Source organism: Colwellia sp. NW0002-52-1, from assembly GCF_057550865.1.
This window is the reverse complement of sequence record NZ_BAAJLU010000014.1, coordinates 43,676-63,187: the sequence shown is the minus strand read 5'-3', so window position 1 is coordinate 63,187 and position 19,512 is coordinate 43,676. Positions and strand designations below refer to the sequence as shown.

Sequence of the window (19,512 nt, the reverse complement as noted above, 5' to 3'; positions counted from 1 at the left end):
ATTTATGATGGCCTTAAGTAGCTTAGCTATTGTTGAACTTGGCTTAGTTTATATTGCAACTTTACTGGGTTAAGACCAACTTTATTGCAACAAAAATTAGCTTTTAACCTGAGTATTGATGGAAATAACGAGACATTTGCTGCTATTTTTATTAAAGTGCCGATCTTATATAAATCTCAACTTGCTTCAAGCAAGTAGTTAATAGTGAATAAGTATGACGGCTAGTAAACGCGCGGCAAAAGTATCTGAAAAATCTTTACATCGCATTTTTACCATTCCAGTTGCACCCGATTCTACATTGGGCCGCATAGAGAATGATATATCTCAGAACTTGGCTGGGTTTCTTGGCGAGCACATAGCGGCTACCGAGCAAGCCCTTAGCGAAATTGAAAAAGATTTTGCCAATCCAATGATCCCTGAAGAGCCTGCGTTTGTTTCAGACCATATGCAGCACTTACTTGATAAGCTAGTGTCGCAATCAGTTCATACTTCGAGCCCAAGCTTTATCGGTCACATGACCTCTGCTTTACCCTACTTTATTTTGCCACTGTCGAAGCTGATGGTAGGCTTAAATCAAAACTTAGTTAAAATTGAAACCTCTAAAGCATTTACTCCCATGGAACGACAAGTTCTGGGTATGATGCATCGTTTAGTTTATCAAGATAATGAGCCGTTTTATCAACAATGGATGCACAGTGCGAATCATTCGTTAGGTGCATTTTGCTCAGGCGGCACAGTAGCCAATTTAACGGCACTTTGGGTGGCGCGCAATAATTTACTAAAACCAAGTGGAGATTTTAAAGGAGTAGCGCGTGAGGGCTTATTTAAGGCACTTAAACATTATCAATATGAAGGCTTAGCTATTTTGGTGTCAGCTCGAGGGCACTATTCTCTGAAGAAATCAGCTGATGTGTTAGGCATAGGTCAAGACAGTGTTATTGCTATTCCAACCGATGAAAACAATAAAATCGACTGTAAATTGCTTGAAGCTAAGTGTCAGCAATTAGCTAGCGAGAATATTCGCGTGCTCAGTATTGTCGGTGTTGCTGGTACGACAGAAACCGGTAATATTGATCCACTTGAACAAATGGCTGAAATAGCACAACGCTATAAGGCTCATTTTCATGTTGATGCTGCTTGGGGTGGCGCGACATTATTATCAAATAAATATCGCCCTTTGCTAAAAGGGATTGAGTTAGCAGATTCGGTAACTATTGACGCACATAAACAAATGTATGTGCCAATGGGAGCAGGTTTAGTGGTGTTTAAAAATCCAGCTTCTGTTGCGGCTATTGAACATCATGCTGAGTATATTTTACGTAAAGGTTCAAAAGATTTAGGTAGCCACACGCTAGAAGGTTCAAGACCTGGAATGGCAATGCTAGTGTATTCAGCATTGCATGTAATTAGCCGACCTGGTTATGAGTTATTGATTAACCATAGTATTGAAAAAGCGAACTATTTTGCTAATTTAATTACTCAGCATAAAGATTTTGAGCTAATAACAAAACCAGAACTATGCTTGTTAACTTATCGATATAACCCAGCTGTTGTGCAAAAAATATTAGCTAATGCTGATATCGAACAGCAAGAAACGATTAACGTTTTATTGGATAAGTTGACAAAGTTTATTCAAAAGCGTCAACGTGAAAATGGTAAGTCGTTTGTTTCTCGAACGCGCATTGAAGTGCAAAAGTATCAAGGACGTAAAACCTTGGTGTTTAGAGTGGTTTTAGCGAACCCTTTAACCTCAAAAACTATTCTCAAAGATGTGCTTGCAGAGCAAACCTTGTTAGCACAAGAAAGTGAGACCTTTCTGCCAGCACTTTTGTCATTTAAATAATGACTGTTCACTGAAGTGACACGAGTTAATTAAATACTTTCTCAGTCAAATAAATTTAGCTACATAAAAAATCGACATAAAAAAAGCGACTAATTAATTGGTCGCTTTAATGTTTGCCAGTGTTTTATTACCACAGCGAAATTAAGTTAATTGCACTTGCAAGTTATCAATCAACCTTGCTTTACCGCAGTGCGCTGCTGCTAGAATAACTAATTCTTTATCGTCTTCGCTGGCCGGCTGCAAAGTGCGAGCATGGCAAATATGAATGTAATCAGTTTTCATACCTGCATTATCGATATAGCCCGCGGCTTTTTTTGCTAAACCAATGAAATCATTGTTATGTTGAATTTCTTTCGCGAGCCATTGAATATTTTGACTTAATGCCGGCGCTATCTTCTTTTCTTCAATACTTAAGTAGTTATTGCGCGAACTTAACGCTAAACCTGAAGGCTCGCGTACAGTAGCAACGGGCACTATCTCAATAGGCATAGATAAGTCGTCAACCATGGTTTGAATTACTTGCACCTGTTGATAATCTTTTAAACCAAAGCAAGCAATATCGGGTTGCACTAAATTAAATAATTTACACACTACGGTTGTTACACCACGAAAGTGTCCAGGTCGGCTTTCACCACAATAGCTGTGCGAAACATTAGGCACTTCTACATAGCTTTGGTTTTCTAAACCTTTAGGATAAATAATGGCAGGGGTTGGGGTAAATAAAATATCACAACCTGCAGCAACTAATTTCTCTTGATCAGCAGCCATGGTGCGAGGGTAATTATCTATATCTTCATTGATACCGAATTGCATCGGGTTTACAAAAATACTTGCCACAACTTTATCGGCGAGCAACTTGGCTTTTTCTACTAAGGCAATATGACCTTGATGAAGGTTGCCCATAGTAGGCACAAACGCAATTTTTAGGCCTTGTTGACGCCAGAGCTTAATTTCGCTGCGTAAAATCGAAATTTGTTCAATTGTTTGCATGGTTATTCTACTTTTTACTCGATGTGTAAACGCTTAATTTTCATTAAGCGCCTGATAAATTTATTGTATGGATGTACTTATTTGAAAATATGTTCTGGTCCAGGAAAGTTGCCTTGGCTAACTTCCTCAATATAAAGCTCTACCGCTTTTTTAATATCACCGGTATCGATTAAAAAATTACGTGAAAATTTTGGCATGTAACTGCACGAAATACCTAAGGCGTCGTGCATCACTAAAATTTGTCCATCGGTATCTTTACCTGCACCAATACCTATGGTCGGTATAGATATCGCTTCGGTAATCGCTTTGCCTAAACTACTTGGAATACATTCTAATACGAGTAGTTGCGCGCCAGCCGATTCTAACGCTTTGGCGTTTTCTATCATTTCTTGAGCTTTAGCGCTGTCTCTACCTTGCACTTTAAAACCACCAAAAACATTAACTGACTGAGGTGTTAAGCCTAAATGCGCACAAACAGGAATACCACGTTCCACAAGGCCTTTAATGGTTTCTTCTAACCATTGACCACCTTCAACTTTTACAATGCTAGCACCTGCCTGCATTAATTTAGCCGCATTTATATAGGCTTGCTCGGTAGTTGCGTAACTCATGAACGGCATGTCAGCAATAATTAACGTGTTTTCTACACCACGTTTTACACATTGTGTATGATACGCCATATGGTCAATATCAACCGGTAGAGTATCGTCATTACCTTGTAAAACCATACCTAAGGAGTCGCCAATTAAAATGGCATGAATACCTGCTTGATCAAATATTTTCGCAAAACTGGCATCATAGGCAGTAATGGTGGTAATTTTTTCACCTTGTTGTTTCATTTTCATTAAGGTGGCAGTGGTTATTTTAGCCATATTATTTCCGTTTGTTATGATGCCGTGTTTGTTTTTATTTTAGAGTTTATAGTCTAACTTAACTTGCTGTGAATTTTTAACCCATTTCGAGCAATATTGCTAGCTAATTCATCAATACTATCACCATCGGGTAAAAATAAATCGCTCGTAATTTCAGCTAAAGGTAACAATACAAACTCACGCTGCTTTAAGCCGTAATGGGGAATAGTTAAGCGAGTGGTATTTATAACTTGTTGATCAAATAAGATAATATCTAAATCTAGTATTCGAGCACCCCAACGGTCGTCTTTTCTTATGCGACCTGTAATGGCTTCAATATGCTGTAGCTGCTCTAATAACTCAATAACGCTTTTATTAGTTTCAAGCGCGACAACAGCATTCATGTAATCGGGCTGGTCTTGCGGACCCATTGGGCGACTAAAATATAACGAAGATATTTTGATTACGTTACCGCCATCAAGTTGCTTTAGCTTCTCTATTGCAGCAATTATTTGGGCTTGCGGATCAGATAAATTACTACCTAACCCGATATAAGCAAGTGACATTACGCTTCTTTACTAGCATGTTGAACACGAGGCTTTCGACGCTTACGTGTTGTACGGCGAGGGCCACTTTTGTTGCTGGCAATGCTTTTAATCATCACTTGTTGCGTATCTATGTTGCAGGCTTGAAAATCGCCCCACCATTTTGCTAATTCTTGCAGTGCCGCAGCTTCTTCAGGGTTTTTGTTAGTGGCACCTTCAATTTCAGCACGGAGTAAAAGGAAATCATAACCCGCTCTAAATTTAGGGTGCTCAAGCGCTTTATAGGCACGTTTACCATCTCGGCGCGCTAGCTTTTCTTGTAAAATCCAAATGTCTTTCATCACCGCTTGGAAACGTTTTGGAATAGCGATACTGCGTTGCTGCTCAGACATTATTTCACTTAATGCACCAAAAAATGCATCTTGTGGTGTGAGTTGTGTTTCACTGTTTAGGCGCTGTATATGCTCTTGCATTGGATACCAAAGCATGGCTGCAAATAAAAATGCAGGTGTTACACGCTGATCATTATTGACCCGATAATCAGTGTTCTTCATGGCAAGCGCGATAAAGTCAGCTAAATAGGGTTGTGATTGTTGGTTAAGTTGCTGATCAACGGCAGGGAAGAAATATTGAAATAAGTTGTATTCACGCAGCAAATGAAAATTTTCTACCGCTTTACCTGACATAAACAGTTTCAAAAACTCTTCAAATAAACGTGCCGGTGGAATGTTGGCCATTAAAGGCGCTAAATCTACTATCGGTGCTTTGGTGTCAGGATGAATTTCCATACCTAATTTGGTTGAAAATCGAATAGCGCGCAGCATTCTAACCGGGTCTTCACGATAGCGAGTTTCAGGATCGCCAATTAAGCGTATTTGTTTGGCATAAACATCGGCAACACCGTTGGCAAAATCATAAACTTTAAAGTCTTTGGCAGAATAATAAAGGGCATTGATCGTGAAGTCTCGACGCTCAGCGTCTTCTTCAATACTGCCATAAATATTGTCGCGTAATAGCATGCCATCTTCATTTTGCTTTGATGTTTTTTGGTCTTTATCATTATCGTGGTGGCCGCGAAAGGTAGCTACTTCAATAATTTCTCTGCCAAAAACAATATGAGCAAGACGAAAACGGCGACCAATAAGACGGCAATTTCTAAATAAAGCTTTAATTTGTTCTGGAGTGGCGTTTGTTGCTATATCGAAATCTTTAGGGGTTAAACCTAAAAGAATGTCGCGAACTCCGCCGCCAACTAGATAAGCGTCATATCCGCCTTTATTTAAGCGATACAATACTTTTAATGCATTGTGACTCATGTTTTTTCTAGATACAGGATGCTGATCACGAGAAAGGATAATTGGCTGCTCAAATGAAGGTTGAGTAGAGTTGTTTTTTCGTGCTTTTCCAAGTACTTTTTTACACAAGTTGATGACGCTTTTGATAATGGTGGACCCCAGTTATATCATTAAATTTCTCGCGCAATGATATAACAGTGCAAGGTAAAAGAGAATGAAAACAGTGTGAAAAAACGGCTTATAGAATGATTTCTTGTGATTTTGGCACTTGGCTTATCGACCAGTGAGATATTGCCCAGTGTAAAAGCTCATCAACGCTAGCATCAAGCAGTTCATCATTTGGCTGTTGCCCGAGAAACGTTAATGCTGAAAATAATGAAGGTACGGGGTTACTTTTATCAATTTCAGGCGCGTTATTCTGTTTGCTTAATTTAAAGCCTTTTTCGGTTACCGCGAGTGGAAAATGACCATATTGTGGAGGGGGTTTCTGTAATGTTTGGTAAAAACTTAATTGCCGAGCGGTAGGCTCGAGTAGGTCACAACCACGAATTACATGACTAATGTTTTGATAAATATCGTCTACAACAACAGCTAACTGATAAGCAAATAAGCCATCTTTTCTTAGCACGATGAAATCTTCTTTAGCAAGCGCAGCATTACAATTGACTTGGCCTTGAATAAGATCGTTATATTGTGAAACGCCAAAACGGTTGATTACGCGAATGGCACTGTTATTTTGGGGTTGTTCAATATCACGACAATGTCCTAAGTATATGCCACCTATTGCTTTAATTTGTGCACGTGTACAGCGACAATAGTAACTCAGTTCTTGTTGGGCTAGTTCGGCTAATACAGTTTGATAAAGTGCACTCTGCTGGCTTTGATAAAGTACTTCTTCATCCCAGTGCAAACCATAAGCGTCTAATGTTTTAAGGATTTCAGCGCTGGCGCCTGCTTTTTCTCTTGGGGGATCAATATCTTCAATTCTAACTAACCATTGGCCGTTATTATGTTTGGCATCTAAGTAACTTGCTAGGGCAGCAATTAATGAACCAAAGTGTAAAAATCCAGAAGGGGATGGTGCAAAGCGACCTCGATATTGTTGAGCAATACCAGGTCGCAAAGTTTTATTAAATTCCAACAAAGTCGAAGGTATTAACCTGCGAGTTGGCGTTCTTTGATTTCTTGTAACGTTTTACATTCAATACAAAGATCAGCTGTTGGACGAGCTTCTAAACGACGAATGCCGATTTCGATGCCACAAGAGTCACAAAAACCGAAATCATCATCTTCAATTAATTGTAACGTTTTCTCAATTTTTTTAATTAGCTTACGTTCGCGGTCACGGGTGCGTAATTCAAGGCTGAACTCTTCTTCTTGAGCAGCACGGTCAACAGGATCAGGGAAGTTCGCCGCTTCATCCTGCATGTGAGTTACGGTGCGATCTACTTCTTGTCGAAGTTGTACTCGCCAAGCATCTAGAATTTTTTTAAAATGTTCTAGTTGCGCTTCATTCATGTATTCTTCGTTAGGCTTTTCAACGTAAGGGTTAACGCCCGCTAATGCTAAAATACCTAATGTTTTTTGTGTTGGCATGCTAATTCTCCTAATGCTACTAGACCTAAATCGATGGTAAATCGTTACATCGTGTAACGGCATCGCTTGGTTGCAACTGCCAATTTATATAGACCTGAAATATTCCACATATATTGTGTTAGCTAGTATAAAATTCAAGGCTTAATTGAAAATAATCAAGAAAAAATTGAAAAGTATTTATTAATGTTATCTGCTGTCTAAACTTTACCGAAAGTGACAATAATTTTTGAGCATGCTCTTTTAGCAAGTTTATAGCCCCTTCGTCAATCATTATTCTCGGTATTTCGTTGTTGTGGTTAAATAATTACTGGTACTTTATCTGCTAAAAATATATTGAAATTGTGCTGTTCTTTTTTAAATTTTGCTTTGTAGGCAATAATTTCAACACCTTGCTGACTTGCTTCACGAAGTAACTTGGTATAGTTAATGTCAATATGCTCAGCGGGTTTTACGTCATTAATACCTGAATGCAATACAGCAAATAACAGCACTGCGCGGTGCCCTTGTGCTGCAATCGCAATTAATTCTCGTAAATGTTTTTGTCCCCGTAAGGTTACAGCATCAGGGAAGTAGCCTTGATTCGCTGTGAGTAAAGTGACACTTTTCACTTCTATATATGTTTCTCGGCCATTTTGATCGGTTAGATGAAAGTCGATTTTACTATTTTCATCACCGTACTTTACTTCTCGACTTAATGAGGTGAAGTCTTGCAGCTCTGTAATAGTCCCCTTTAAAAGCGCTTGTTCTGTTAGCTGATTAGCGCGAATAGTATTAACACAAATTAAGTGTTTATCTTGAGTTTGTGTTAACTCCCAACTAAATGGGTACTTGCGTTTTCGGTTGTCTGAAGTGCTATACCAAACTAGGTCATTAGGCTCAGCACAGCCAGTCATTGCCCCAGTGTTTGCCACATGAATGGTACACTCACTGTGATCTTCTAATGTAATGTCAGCCAGGAAGCGTTTATAACGCTTAATGAGTTTTGCCTTTTTAAGAGGAATTTCCATTTTTTTAGTGGTAAAAAGTATTTGCTTTAGTTTACGTTATTCAGTATCGAACTGCTAATGCTTGAGCAGGTAAAGCTGGTTATTAATGTCTATAAAGGACTCGTGAGGTTAAGGTTTTTCGACATATATAAATCGTCATACTTTAATCCACCGTTACCATACGGATGTGACTTTGGTCCGGTATTGGTATTCATTAAAAAATAAATAAGTGGCAATTCTCTCGCCATTCTAAATGTAGCATTTGAATAAACTTTTGTTTGATGTGGGAATTCTTCTGAGCCTTGAATGTATACATCATAGGTTTGTCCATTTTCACTTAATAACGCGTTATTTACGACATACCAAATTTGATACCAAACTCCTGGTATTAATGGCTTTGCATCTTGCTGTTTTACAGGGTTAAAAATATTGGCGTAGGCTTTTCCCTTTTTTACCATAAGCGCCCCTGTATTGATTAAACCATTAGATTCAGTTTTATCGGTGACTCTAAGCGTAGGCTCAAAAGCGTTATAGTCGTTAAGTTCAATGTCTTTTGGTTGCATGTTACTTATGCCAAATGCATGATTGTTGGGAAAAGACTCAACATTTATTCGAGTATAAAAAGTGTAAGTTTCTCCGACGGCTACTGGTACGGGCAACTTTTTATAAGTGAGCGCCTTCCGATTGCCTACTATGTTTTCTGCAGCAGGCTTTTTAATTAAATAGTTATTGGTTTTTATTTTTGAACCTTCACTTCGTTGTTCAGTTATTTGTGGGTTGGGTAGCTTAGGTGACGTATCATTTTTAGTGTCTGCTTTCGTCCACCCTTGTAAGGTGTTTTTTTGTTCGAAGTTATCGATTAATAACCAAGTATTATCTTGAGCTTGCGTTTGCGTTGTAATAACCAGGAAACATATTGTTAGAAAATAATTAATTTTATAGTGACTTAAGCTCATTTTTTTGAAAACCTTGTATTATAAAAGCTTAAATATATAAGTTTATTTGAGCTTTGGTGACTGATCTTGCATTTAGCTAAAGCCTAGCAAAAAAGCTTTGTGGGTTAAGCAAGTGCAAGGTTAATTATTTACTTATGTAGTGTAAACTATCAGCATAAAAATTAATGTAAAGGCGATAACATGACAACAGTTAATTCTGCTCCAGTATCAATAACGTTGACCACAACGAATAATGTACAAGGTTGGCAGCAAGATAAAACGCTCCAAATTACCCAAGATAATATTGCTATTTATTTACCAGAAGATGCTGCTTTTCGCTCTCGAAAAATACAAATGGCCGCACGTAAAATTGAAAAATTAGGCATTGAGCATGCAGCTTTACAAGGTGATGCCTGGGATGAAGCAAGCCAATGGGCATTTGCTCTTGGCTTTAGCTGTGTTAATAAATTAGAAAATATCAGCTTTTGTGGCGACCCCGCTTTAATTGAACGTTTGACTAATAAATTAGCAGTATATGCTTGGAGCCGTGATTTAACTAACCAAACACCGGCAGAGCTTTACCCTTTAAAGCTTGCAGAGCTTGCCACAGATTACATTAAAAATATTGCCCCAGCTCATGTTTCATCACGTCTTATTCAAGGTAAAGCCTTAGAAAAAGAACAATGGATGGGTATTTATAATGTTGGTAAAGGTAGTGTTAACGAGCCTTGTTTACTCGAATTAGATTTTAACCCAACGGGTGATGAAAATGCACAAGTAGCAGCATGCTTAGTCGGTAAAGGCATTACGTTTGATAGTGGTGGTTACAGCATTAAAAGTAACGCAGGCATGTTTGACATGAAGTGCGATATGGGTGGTGCTGCGGTTGTTGCAGGCGCCTTAGCCTTAGCAATGAAACAAGGCTTAAATCAACGTGTTAAGTTGTACCTTTGTTGTGCAGAAAACATGATCAGCCGTGATGCTTATAAATTGGGCGACATCATTACTTATAAAAATGGCGTAACCTGTGAGATCGCCAATACCGATGCTGAAGGCAGACTGGTACTTGCAGACGGTTTAATGGCAGCAAGTGCAACAGGCGCGCCGATGATTATTGACGCTGCAACATTAACGGGGGCTGCTGTTAGTGCCACAGGTGGTGATTATACTGCTTTGTTCGCACTAGACCAAAGTGCAGCAAGCAAAGCGCAAGCTTGTGCTAAAGCTACTGGTGAAGCTATTTGGCAATTACCACTAGAGCCATGGCATCAAGATAAATGCCCATCTGTGTTTGCTGATACTGCGAATAGTCGAACCATAAAAGGTGGAGGCCCTGGTGGCGCAAGTAATGCAGCAGGGTTTTTATCTCGTTTTGTTGATAATGATGGCGCTGGTTGGTTACATTTTGATTTAGCAGGTGCTTATAACGGTAATGAGTCTGGCTTATGGGCAGCAGGTGCTACCGGCTTAGGTATTGCTACAATTGCAGATTTGATCTCGAAATAAAAATCAGTAAAAACAAATTAAGCATTAAACATTGAGCATTAAACATTGAGCATTAAACATAGCGGAAGCTAAACCTTTCGCTATTGCCAAATTATCTTCTAAATAACTCTCTTCTAAATAAAGAATTTCTAGATAACTATTTTCGTTTCCTACATATACCAATTAAGTGCTAAGAATGAAGCACTAAATAAGCAGATTAACTTTAATCACTACATGTTTTATGTTTTCTTTGTGCTGATAGCTGATAGCTGATAGCTGATAGCTGATAGCTGATAGCTCTAAACTCTCACTTTTTAGTTGTATTGTAAATATTGCTCTAACCACGACTTTGCACTATCGATATCACTAAAAACATAAAAAGTTATATCACATGCTTGATAAATTCTGCGTAATTGTAATTGCTGAATATCAGCTGTACTGCTATCAATTAACACGCTGGCATTAGCAATTAGCCCTTGTTCTACACGATATTTGTTAACCTTAATTAATGCTTCTTCAGCTTCAGGAGAAAAAACACTATTACCGTAAAAAGCAATTAATAACCCCCAAGGTTGGCCAGAAAACTGATCGCAAGCACTATACATATCATCAATATATTTTTCGGTAACTTGTTCATTAAATGGGCCAAACGCTTCAACTTCTAAAATGTTCGATTGTGATGCTATTGAGTATTTGTCTTCTACTATTGTTTCCATTATTAGCTCCATTAATAACTCCATTTAAAACCGGGTGACAAGTGATAACAGTATTTTATTCTTTTGCCAAGTAAGCATAGTTTTAAAATTTTGCAAATTTAATTTGTATATAAATTGACCGCATTAATTTAAAGCTTCCAAGTTTTTACCGGGAAATATTTAACGCCTGAGTCAGTAGAGTAAGAGTGATATAAGCTAAAGCTTTTGGTGCACATAGCGTGTTTTATTGCTGTATTTTCTATAATGAAGTCGGTATCTATTAATGCGGGCTTAAATTTACGGTATAGGCTCAGATGAGGTTGATAGCGCTTTTGTTCTAAAGTGATATTACTGCTCAGGCTTAACTCAACAAGTGTAGTATTTAAATACATTAACCAATTCGGGCTATGCTCTGGCAAAAGATGTAATACTTGAGCTTTTTTAAAGTATCCAATTTTTGATAACTGTAAAGAATAGGATTGCTCGGGAAGTAACAGTTTTAGGTGTTGTTGAATATCGTTGTGATGTTGATTTATTAGCTCCTGTAAATTGGTTTGTTGATTGTTTGTAAGCAGACCCAGAAAGGCCAATGTCACATGGAAATGATTCGGCTCAATGATCTTAAAAGGTAAGGCTAAATTTTGCGAGCGCCATAAGGCAAGTGTAGCTTTATCAGCACTTGAAACATCTAAGGCAAGAAACATACGTTTGTTCATACTTGCTCTGCTTTTATATTTGCATTCATCAATAATTTGTTACTTAAAAAGTTAATAACGCGCTCGAGACAAAACAAACGCTAATCCGTTGTTATGGTAACATTAGCGCAATAAACGATAAACTGACGAAAATCTTTCATAATTTATGACGTTATCAGCTAAAAAACTGCCGATTGATGATATCAAAAATGATGTTATTACTGCATTAACTCAGCACAACACTATACTGCTGACCGCGCCTCCTGGAGCTGGTAAGTCAACCTGTTTGCCTTTGTGGTTATTAGATTTACCATGTTTGTCAGGTCAGAAAATATACTTGCTGCAACCTCGGCGATTAGCCGCAAAAAATATTGCTTGTTATTTATCTCAGCAATTGGGTGAAAGTGTTGGCAACACCGTAGGTTATCGGCTACGAAATGAAAGTAAAACTTCAAAAAACACTCGTTTAGAAGTGATCACTGAAGGTATTTTAACGCAAATAATTCAAAACGATGCAGAGCTTTTAGGTTGTGGTTTAGTGGTGTTTGACGAGTTTCATGAGCGCTCACTAAACGCCGACTTAGCCTTTGCATTAACACGCGATGTGCAACAAGGGCTGCGTGAAGATTTAAAAATACTTTTAATGTCGGCAACCTTAGCAACGCAAGCGATAAACTTGCAGTTGCCTGATGCTGTAGCGCTAGAAAGTAAAGGCCGTAGCTTCCCTGTTGATATAAGTTATCAAGCGCCCAGTAATACACGCCTTTGGCGTCAACATGCGCTATCGGTGTTAAAGTCTTTGGTGAACTCGCATCAAGGCTCAATTTTAATGTTTCTGCCAGGTACTGGCGATATTCGTTATTTAGCTGAGCAGCTACAGCCTTATATGCCAAATACTATGGCCTTGTGTCCGCTGTATGGTGAATTGTCATTAGCCGAGCAACAAAAAGCCATTGCGCCTGCCGCCGAAAATCTGCATAAGCTAGTGTTGGCCACAAATATTGCCGAAACCAGTTTAACCATAGAAGGGGTCGACCTGGTTATTGATTCTGGCTTGGAAAATGTTGCTATTTATGACGTACAAACACTGAATAACAAACTTAACCAACGCCGTATTGCCAAGTCTTCAGCTATTCAACGTGCCGGTCGCGCTGGGCGGTTAGCGCCTGGGCACTGTATTCGTTTATACAGTAAAGATGACTTTGAGCGCAGAAGTGAACAAAGTCATAGTGAAATTCTGCAAGCAGATTTACTGCCTATGCTGATGGAAGTGGCAAGGTGGGGAGCGACAGCTTGTGATCAGCTACCCATGATAGAAATGCCCAACAAAACAAAAGAGCAATTAGCGTGGCAAGAATTAACCGAGTTAGCCTTAGTTTCTCAGCAACACCAATTAACGGCACAAGGTAAACAAGTTGCTGTTTTTCCTTGTCATCCGCGCTTTGCCAAAATGCTATTGTCGGCTATGCAACTTGAGCAAACACAGCAGGTTGAGCATTTATTGTCGCTTGCTTGTTTATATGCGGCATTATTAGAAGAGCGTGACATTTTAGGCGCTGATCAACGAGTAGATAACTGCGATATATCACAACGTATTATTCAACTTTTGCAACAGGCGAAAAAACCTCAGCATCAACGCATAATTCAACAAGCGCAGCGCTTATATCGCTTGGCGGTTCAGCAACAACGTAAGGCTAGCGACAACAGTTATGTTGAAATAAGCAATGCAAGCCAAAGCTTTTGTACTACAGCTAACCACTTGCCATTGCAGTGCAGCGGTTTGTTACTTTTACTTGCCTACCCAGAGCGTTTGGCTAAGCAAAGAGATCATCAGGGTAATTACTTAACTGCCTATGGCAAAGGCGTAACTATGAGTGCGAGTGATGCACTCGCTGATAAAAAATATCTTGTTGCTGTGCAATTTTTTCAGCGCCAACACACTTTATCTATTGCGCTAGCTGCAGAAATTAATTTGTCGCAAGCGCTTGCTTGGCAGGTTACCCAAGCAGAAAGTAAAACACAGCTGCATTTTGATCCAAAGCAAAACCGTATTCGCAGTGCTAAGCAGCAGGTTATAGGCTCGATTGTTATCAGCGAAGAAAATACCACACAAAAACTTTCGCCAGTGTTGTTGGTTGAATGTTGGTGCCAACATATTCGCAAACGTGGCTTAGCTTGGCTGAACTTCGATGAGCAAGCTCAGCAACTATTACTACGCTGGCGCTGGCTTAATCAAACCCAACAGCATTTAAGCTTCGAGGATGTCAGTGAAGTGCATTTACTTAATACATTAGAGCAATGGCTTGGACCTTATCTCTCAGATGTTACCAGCAAGGCACAACTAGATAAGCTTAATTTAACTGAAGTTTTAATGAGTCAGTTATCTTATCAGCAACAACAAGTGTTTAACCAAGTTGCACCTAGCTATTTCAAAGGGCCAACGGGACGAAACTGTAAAATCCGCTATAGCTTAGAACAAGCACCTATTGTTTCTTTACCTATGCAAGAACTTTACGGTGTCAGTACCACGCCTTCGGTTGGTGACAGCAATCATAATAGCCAAGTTGCTTTGATCATCGAGTTATTATCTCCGGCACAGCGTCCTATTCAAATAACTCAAGATCTTGTCGCATTTTGGCAGGGTAGTTATCGCGAGGTGCAAAAAGATATGAAATCAAAATATCCCAAACATTATTGGCCCGATGACCCAGAAAATGCAGAAGCTACACGTAAAACTAAGCGTCATATTCAACCGAGAGTAAGTTTATAATGGCAAAATAAGGCAATAATAAACGTTAATCAGCGAAGGAAAATAACACCTAATTTATTGTTGATCCGTTAGCGCTTTTTTTGCTTTAATTGATTGCGCAATGTCTTTAAATTCGTAAGTTGGGTAAATATTAGTGTCAAAGATTCCCCATGCTGACTTTTCAATTGCTAAATTCAGAGTACGTAAATCTTTAGGGGCGACTTTCAGGGTAATAACTTGGCCTAATCCCATCATTACATACCATGAGTCTATTTCCATGCCTTTGGGCGGAAATGATTGCCAAAATCGATTTTCATCCATTTTTTTCTGTAACTCAGACAAGCTTTTATCTTGCTGATGCTTAAGTACAACCGTTACCAATATTTTATCAGTATCAATGGTGTAATCTTCAGCAGTTACAGCACTATGGGTGAAGCCAATAAAACATAAAATAGAAATAAAAATAGATGTAATGTATTTTTGCATAATTATATTCTGCACTATGGATAAAAAATCATCTTCGCATGGTTAGATAAAATAAACAGTATTTAAAACGATATAAATATTTGCAGCTACTCGTTTTACTTTTAAGAAAAGGATATTAGGTTCCTTAATTGAACAGTCGACTATTGTGAGTTTTACGTTATACTGCCGCGCTCAAACCTAGTATTTAAATAAAAGTATTTCATTTAGCGGAGTTCATCATGCACGATCTGTATTACAAAGGCCGTATTCACACCAGAGTAAATCATGTAAAAACAGGTTATAACACTAAGCGTGCTGTTAAACTTGGTACAGAAAAACACCCGTTAACTCTGGTAGTTACTAGTGAAGAAAAGAAGTTAGAATTGGCAGCTGTTGTTGAAGATAATGAATTATTTGCCGATATCACGGTAGATAGTAGTGCAGATGAAGATATTCTTGAGCTAACAGGGATACTCAACAAGCCTAAGACTACTACGTTTGAGAAAACACCAAACCGTAATGAACCTTGTTTTTGTGGTAGTGGTAAAAAATATAAAAAGTGTTGCGGTTAACAACAACTTATCTTTAAATATCTTAAATTGATACTGCTCATTATTGCATGAGCAGTGTTACTTAATCTTAGCTGTATTCCTACACTCAATCTTACGCGTTAATCCAAAGCAATAACCTTTTAGCTTTGAGCTGCATATATTAAAGCTCTAAAAACCAAGCTTATAATTTGGGCTGGCTAGCTTAGTTAACTTTTACGTTGCCTTTTCTTGTGTTAATTCTGTTTATTTAATTGCGCTATTACTGCCATTGCTTGAGTTAAAAGGTTTTTATTACCATCTAACCAGTGAATTTTAGTGCCGTTTCTTTCTAATCTTCTTAGCCAAGTATCTTGCTTTTTAGAGAACTGGTGAATAGCAGAGTTTAATTTTTGAAAGCAGTCGTTTCTACTTAATGTACCCTGTAAATGTTGCGCAATATAGCGATATTCTAAGCCATAAAAATATAAGGTTTCCCAACTAACACCTTGTGCATGCAATTGTGCTACTTCTTCAATAAGGCCTTGGTCCATGCGTTGCTTTAAACGCAGTGTAATACGCTCACGAATAACTTCTCGTGGCCATTTAATCGCAAATATAAGCGGTTTAAGCGCAGGGAAATCATTAATTGTATCTTTAGCCGCTAGCTCACCTTGTGCTATTTCAATTGCACGCACTAAGCGATCACGCTCGATAAGATCTGTGGTGTTATGTAAATTAGGTTTTAGTTGCATTAGCTGCTGAGCTAATTGCTCGTGACTAAGCTCAGCTAAGCTTTCTCTAAGCGCTTTATTCTCAGGTACTTCAATTAACCGGTAGCCTTTTAATATTGAATCAACATACAGTGCGGAGCCGCCAGCCATAATAGCGAGCTTGTTTTTATCGCCAATATTTTCATAGGCGTTAATCACATCTTTTTGAAAATCAAAAATGTTATATTCGTAGCCAGGGTCAACAATATCAATCAGGTGATGGTTTATTTCTTGGTATTCATCAAGGTCTTTACCACTGCCAATATCTAAACCACGATAAACTTGCCTAGAGTCAGCAGATATTATTTCGCCGTTTAGCATTCTAGCAAGTTCAACTGCCAATTTTGTTTTTCCCGATGCTGTTGAACCTAAAACCACCAGCATGTTAAATGCAGACATAGTTAACCTATCAATATTAAGCAAAATTAAAGTGCTAATTATATCGTTAATTTTTACTGCTGACGACCTAACTTCTCGCATTACAAATTATCGGTTGGGATATCAACTTAGCTAGATTATTATAAGCAATTAATTGCAGAATCATAAGGCACGTTTAATAACGTATGACAGCCAAAAAAACTTCGAAAACAACCAGTAAAAATCAAAAAAACAACAAATCTAGCACCGAGAAAGTGACAGAGGAAACAACCCCTAGCCGTGTTAAACGCATGTTACGTTGGTCATTTTGGTTGTTTTTAAAAATATCTTTTCTCGCGGTATTTGTACTGTTTCTTTATAGCATTTATCTTGATGGCAAAGTGCGAGATAAATTTGAAGGTCAACGTTGGCAGGTACCTGTACAAGTTTTTGGTGCAATTGAAAAATATACTGTTGGCAGCAAGTTAACACTCACTAACTTGCGGGAATCCTTAAGTGCTAATCGTTATAAAAAAGTCACTCATGTTGAACGCCCCGGCGAGTTTGCTTTGTCGAAGAGTCGCGCCATTATTTATCGTCGTGCTTTTGATTTTGGTGCAGGTGTAGAAGCGCCAGTAAAGCTCACCATTGATGTTACAAACGGAAAAATTAAGGCTTTATACCTTGATGATGAAAAAGTAGCACAACTAAGATTAGAGCCACTATTACTTGATCGAATTTTACCTGAAAGCAAAGAAGACAGAGTATTAGTCTCGTTGCAAGCGGTGCCAACGAAACTATTAGACACTTTACTGCTCATTGAAGATCGTAACTTTTATTTTCATTATGGTGTTTCACCTATTGGTATTTTACGTGCGCTTTATCAAAACTTAATTGCAGGAAGAACCGTACAAGGCGGAAGTACCTTAACCCAGCAATTGGTTAAAAATATGTTTTTAACGCGCGATAAAACCTTATGGCGTAAGGCTAATGAAGCCATTATGGCGCTGATTTTAGAGTACCGATACAGCAAAGATCAATTATTAGAAGCCTATATAAACGAGGTTTATTTAGGCCAACATTATGCCAATGGTATTTATGGTTTTGGGCTTGCTGCTGAGTTTTATTTTGGTAAATCAATCCAATCTCTTAATGCTGAACAAATGGCGATGATAATAGGCCAAGTAAAAGGGCCAAGTTATTATGACCCATGGCGCTTTCCAGAGCGCACAATTAAGCGTAGAGATTTAGTTTTAAGACTGATGTATCAAAAAGAAATTCTTTCTCAGCAAGAGTTTGAGTATGCAGTTGAATCACCTTTATCGATAAGAAAAAAACGTCGTGTAAAACAACAAAAATTTCCGGCTTACTTACAATTAGTTAAAGCTGAATTATCTCGACATTTATCCGAATATCAGCAGCAATCTGGCGTGAGAGTATTTACTGGCTTTTCTATTAATCACCAATTAGCACTGCAAGCAACAATTAACGAAAAGCTTACCACGTTAGCGCAAGAGTCGGCTGAGCAACTGCAGGTGGCAATGGTAGTGTCTGATTTTAAATCTGGAGAAATTCGTGCTCTAGTTGGCGGTAAAGAAGCTGGTTACGCTGGTTTTAATCGTGCACTACACGCGAAGCGACCTATTGGTTCATTGATTAAGCCTGCTGTATTTTTAGCTGCTTTAGAGCGTTACCAACGATTTAATTTGGCGACTTTAATTGAAGATAAAGAAATAACGCTTTCCAGTGAAGATGGCCAAGCGTGGCGTCCTAAAAATTATGATGGCAAATATAGAGGAAATGTACATTTGGTTGATGCCTTAGTGTTGAGCCTCAATATACCGACAGTAAATTTAGGTATGCAATTAGGTTTAGACAATGTTGCCCAAGCTATTCATTTACTTGGTTATCAAGAAGATATAGTTACGCGCCCATCTATGCTTTTAGGTGCTTTGAATATGTCACCAATGGAAATAAACCAACTTTATATTCCCATTGCAAATAACGGTAAAGGCGAAAAGTCGCATGCCATTGACCGTATTGTTAGTGCTCGAGGTGAAACGTTATGGCAATTTGAAGCATTAGATCAGCAAGTTATTTCTACACAAGCGGCTTACTTGCTTGATTTCTCTCTCAATAGAGTTACAACGTCAGGTACTGCGCGTTCATTAACCTGGCGCTTAAAAGATAAAGTGGTCGCTGGTAAAACCGGCACAACCAACGACCTTCGTGATAGCTGGTTTGTTGGTTACGATAATCAGCTGTTAGTCACAACATGGATAGGACGAGACGATAACAAGCCAACTAAACTTACCGGCAGCAGTGGCGCGTTGGTATTGTTCGCTGATTTTATGACTAAAACAGGTGCTATTAGTCGACAAGCTAATATACCTGCAAGTGTAGAGCTAGTGCGCTTTGATAATAAAAATGGCCGTCCAGTCACCCAGGCTTGTGATAACTCGCAATTACTGCCTGCTGTTACCACTGGTTTATTATATGAAGCTGACTGCGAAGAAGCCCCGTTAAAAAGTAAGAAAAAATCATGGTTAGAAAAAATATTTGGCGATTAGTTTTATAGCGAATTCAATTGTTAAGCTTTTAAAGACCAATTTTCGCCAATATGTTGGTTGAATAACCTTGTATAAGCACTATGGTTAAAGGGTGGCGTAGCATGCTTACTTTCAAAGCGAACTAACATAGCTGCGAATATAAGGAGGGGATTTAG

At 38.5% G+C, this 19,512-nt stretch carries 17 protein-coding genes; 5 read left to right on the top strand and 12 right to left on the bottom strand.

What is annotated here, in order from left to right; translation table 11 throughout:
- Positions 1–214 precede the first annotated feature (214 nt).
- Positions 215–1,843, top strand: coding sequence for a pyridoxal-dependent aspartate 1-decarboxylase PanP (panP, locus tag AC27H3_RS13610; RefSeq protein ID WP_487106988.1), 1,629 nt, complete (start codon positions 215–217; stop codon positions 1,841–1,843).
- 141 nt (positions 1,844–1,984) lie between these two features.
- Here panP and panC read toward each other — a convergent pair whose 3' ends face one another.
- The 8 genes from panC to AC27H3_RS13570 form a co-directional block, all read right to left on the bottom strand.
- On the bottom strand, positions 1,985–2,833 hold the full coding sequence (gene panC, locus AC27H3_RS13605) for a pantoate--beta-alanine ligase (RefSeq protein WP_487106986.1): 849 nt from the start codon (positions 2,831–2,833) through the stop codon (positions 1,985–1,987).
- Positions 2,834–2,910: 77 nt separating this feature from the next.
- Positions 2,911–3,705: a 3-methyl-2-oxobutanoate hydroxymethyltransferase gene (panB, locus tag AC27H3_RS13600; RefSeq protein WP_487106984.1), complete on the bottom strand. Its 795-nt coding sequence runs from the start codon at positions 3,703–3,705 to the stop codon at positions 2,911–2,913.
- 53 nt (positions 3,706–3,758) lie between these two features.
- Positions 3,759–4,250, bottom strand: coding sequence for a 2-amino-4-hydroxy-6-hydroxymethyldihydropteridine diphosphokinase (gene folK / locus AC27H3_RS13595; protein ID WP_487106982.1), 492 nt, complete (start codon positions 4,248–4,250; stop codon positions 3,759–3,761).
- Complete coding sequence (gene pcnB, locus AC27H3_RS13590) at positions 4,250–5,686, bottom strand: polynucleotide adenylyltransferase PcnB (RefSeq protein WP_487107061.1); 1,437 nt, start codon at positions 5,684–5,686, stop codon at positions 4,250–4,252. The genes folK and pcnB overlap by 1 nt, the downstream gene beginning before the upstream one ends.
- 76 nt (positions 5,687–5,762) lie before the next feature.
- Entirely contained in the window at positions 5,763–6,665 is a 903-nt protein-coding gene (gene gluQRS, locus AC27H3_RS13585) for a tRNA glutamyl-Q(34) synthetase GluQRS (RefSeq protein ID WP_487106980.1), read from the bottom strand.
- Between the two features lie 14 nt (positions 6,666–6,679).
- A complete protein-coding gene (gene dksA / locus AC27H3_RS13580) occupies positions 6,680–7,120 on the bottom strand; it encodes an RNA polymerase-binding protein DksA (RefSeq protein ID WP_487106978.1) in 441 nt (146 codons plus the stop codon).
- Between the two features lie 296 nt (positions 7,121–7,416).
- Positions 7,417–8,127 carry a DNA/RNA nuclease SfsA gene (gene sfsA, locus AC27H3_RS13575; RefSeq protein ID WP_487106976.1) on the bottom strand — a complete coding sequence of 237 codons (711 nt, stop codon included), beginning with the start codon at positions 8,125–8,127 and terminating at the stop codon, positions 7,417–7,419.
- A gap of 89 nt (positions 8,128–8,216) precedes the next feature.
- A complete protein-coding gene (locus tag AC27H3_RS13570) occupies positions 8,217–9,062 on the bottom strand; it encodes a hypothetical protein (protein WP_487106974.1) in 846 nt (281 codons plus the stop codon).
- Positions 9,063–9,242: 180 nt separating this feature from the next.
- Here AC27H3_RS13570 and pepB point away from each other — a divergent pair, with 180 nt between their 5' ends.
- A complete protein-coding gene (gene pepB, locus AC27H3_RS13565) occupies positions 9,243–10,547 on the top strand; it encodes an aminopeptidase PepB (RefSeq protein ID WP_487106972.1) in 1,305 nt (434 codons plus the stop codon).
- A gap of 293 nt (positions 10,548–10,840) precedes the next feature.
- Here the strand turns inward: pepB and AC27H3_RS13560 are convergent, their stop codons facing one another.
- A complete protein-coding gene (locus AC27H3_RS13560; RefSeq protein WP_487106970.1) occupies positions 10,841–11,242 on the bottom strand; it encodes a hypothetical protein in 402 nt (133 codons plus the stop codon).
- Between the two features lie 128 nt (positions 11,243–11,370).
- On the bottom strand, positions 11,371–11,937 hold the full coding sequence (thpR, locus tag AC27H3_RS13555; protein WP_487106968.1) for an RNA 2',3'-cyclic phosphodiesterase: 567 nt from the start codon (positions 11,935–11,937) through the stop codon (positions 11,371–11,373).
- A 145-nt stretch (positions 11,938–12,082) separates the two neighbouring features.
- Here thpR and hrpB point away from each other — a divergent pair, with 145 nt between their 5' ends.
- A complete protein-coding gene (hrpB, locus tag AC27H3_RS13550; protein WP_487106966.1) occupies positions 12,083–14,686 on the top strand; it encodes an ATP-dependent helicase HrpB in 2,604 nt (867 codons plus the stop codon).
- Positions 14,687–14,740: 54 nt separating this feature from the next.
- On the opposite strand, the gene AC27H3_RS13545 is transcribed toward hrpB, so the two are convergent.
- On the bottom strand, positions 14,741–15,151 hold the full coding sequence (locus tag AC27H3_RS13545; RefSeq protein WP_487106964.1) for a hypothetical protein: 411 nt from the start codon (positions 15,149–15,151) through the stop codon (positions 14,741–14,743).
- A 218-nt stretch (positions 15,152–15,369) separates the two neighbouring features.
- On the opposite strand from AC27H3_RS13545, the gene AC27H3_RS13540 reads away from it, so the two are divergent.
- The gene (locus AC27H3_RS13540) at positions 15,370–15,702 is read left to right on the top strand and encodes a PBPRA1643 family SWIM/SEC-C metal-binding motif protein (protein ID WP_487106962.1); all 333 of its coding nucleotides are present in this window, start codon (positions 15,370–15,372) and stop codon (positions 15,700–15,702) included.
- Between the two features lie 212 nt (positions 15,703–15,914).
- Here the strand turns inward: AC27H3_RS13540 and miaA are convergent, their stop codons facing one another.
- Entirely contained in the window at positions 15,915–16,829 is a 915-nt protein-coding gene (gene miaA, locus AC27H3_RS13535; RefSeq protein WP_487106960.1) for a tRNA (adenosine(37)-N6)-dimethylallyltransferase MiaA, read from the bottom strand.
- Between the two features lie 164 nt (positions 16,830–16,993).
- Between miaA and mrcB the strand changes: the two genes are divergently transcribed.
- A complete protein-coding gene (mrcB, locus tag AC27H3_RS13530; RefSeq protein ID WP_487106959.1) occupies positions 16,994–19,357 on the top strand; it encodes a penicillin-binding protein 1B in 2,364 nt (787 codons plus the stop codon).
- Positions 19,358–19,512: the final 155 nt, after the last annotated feature.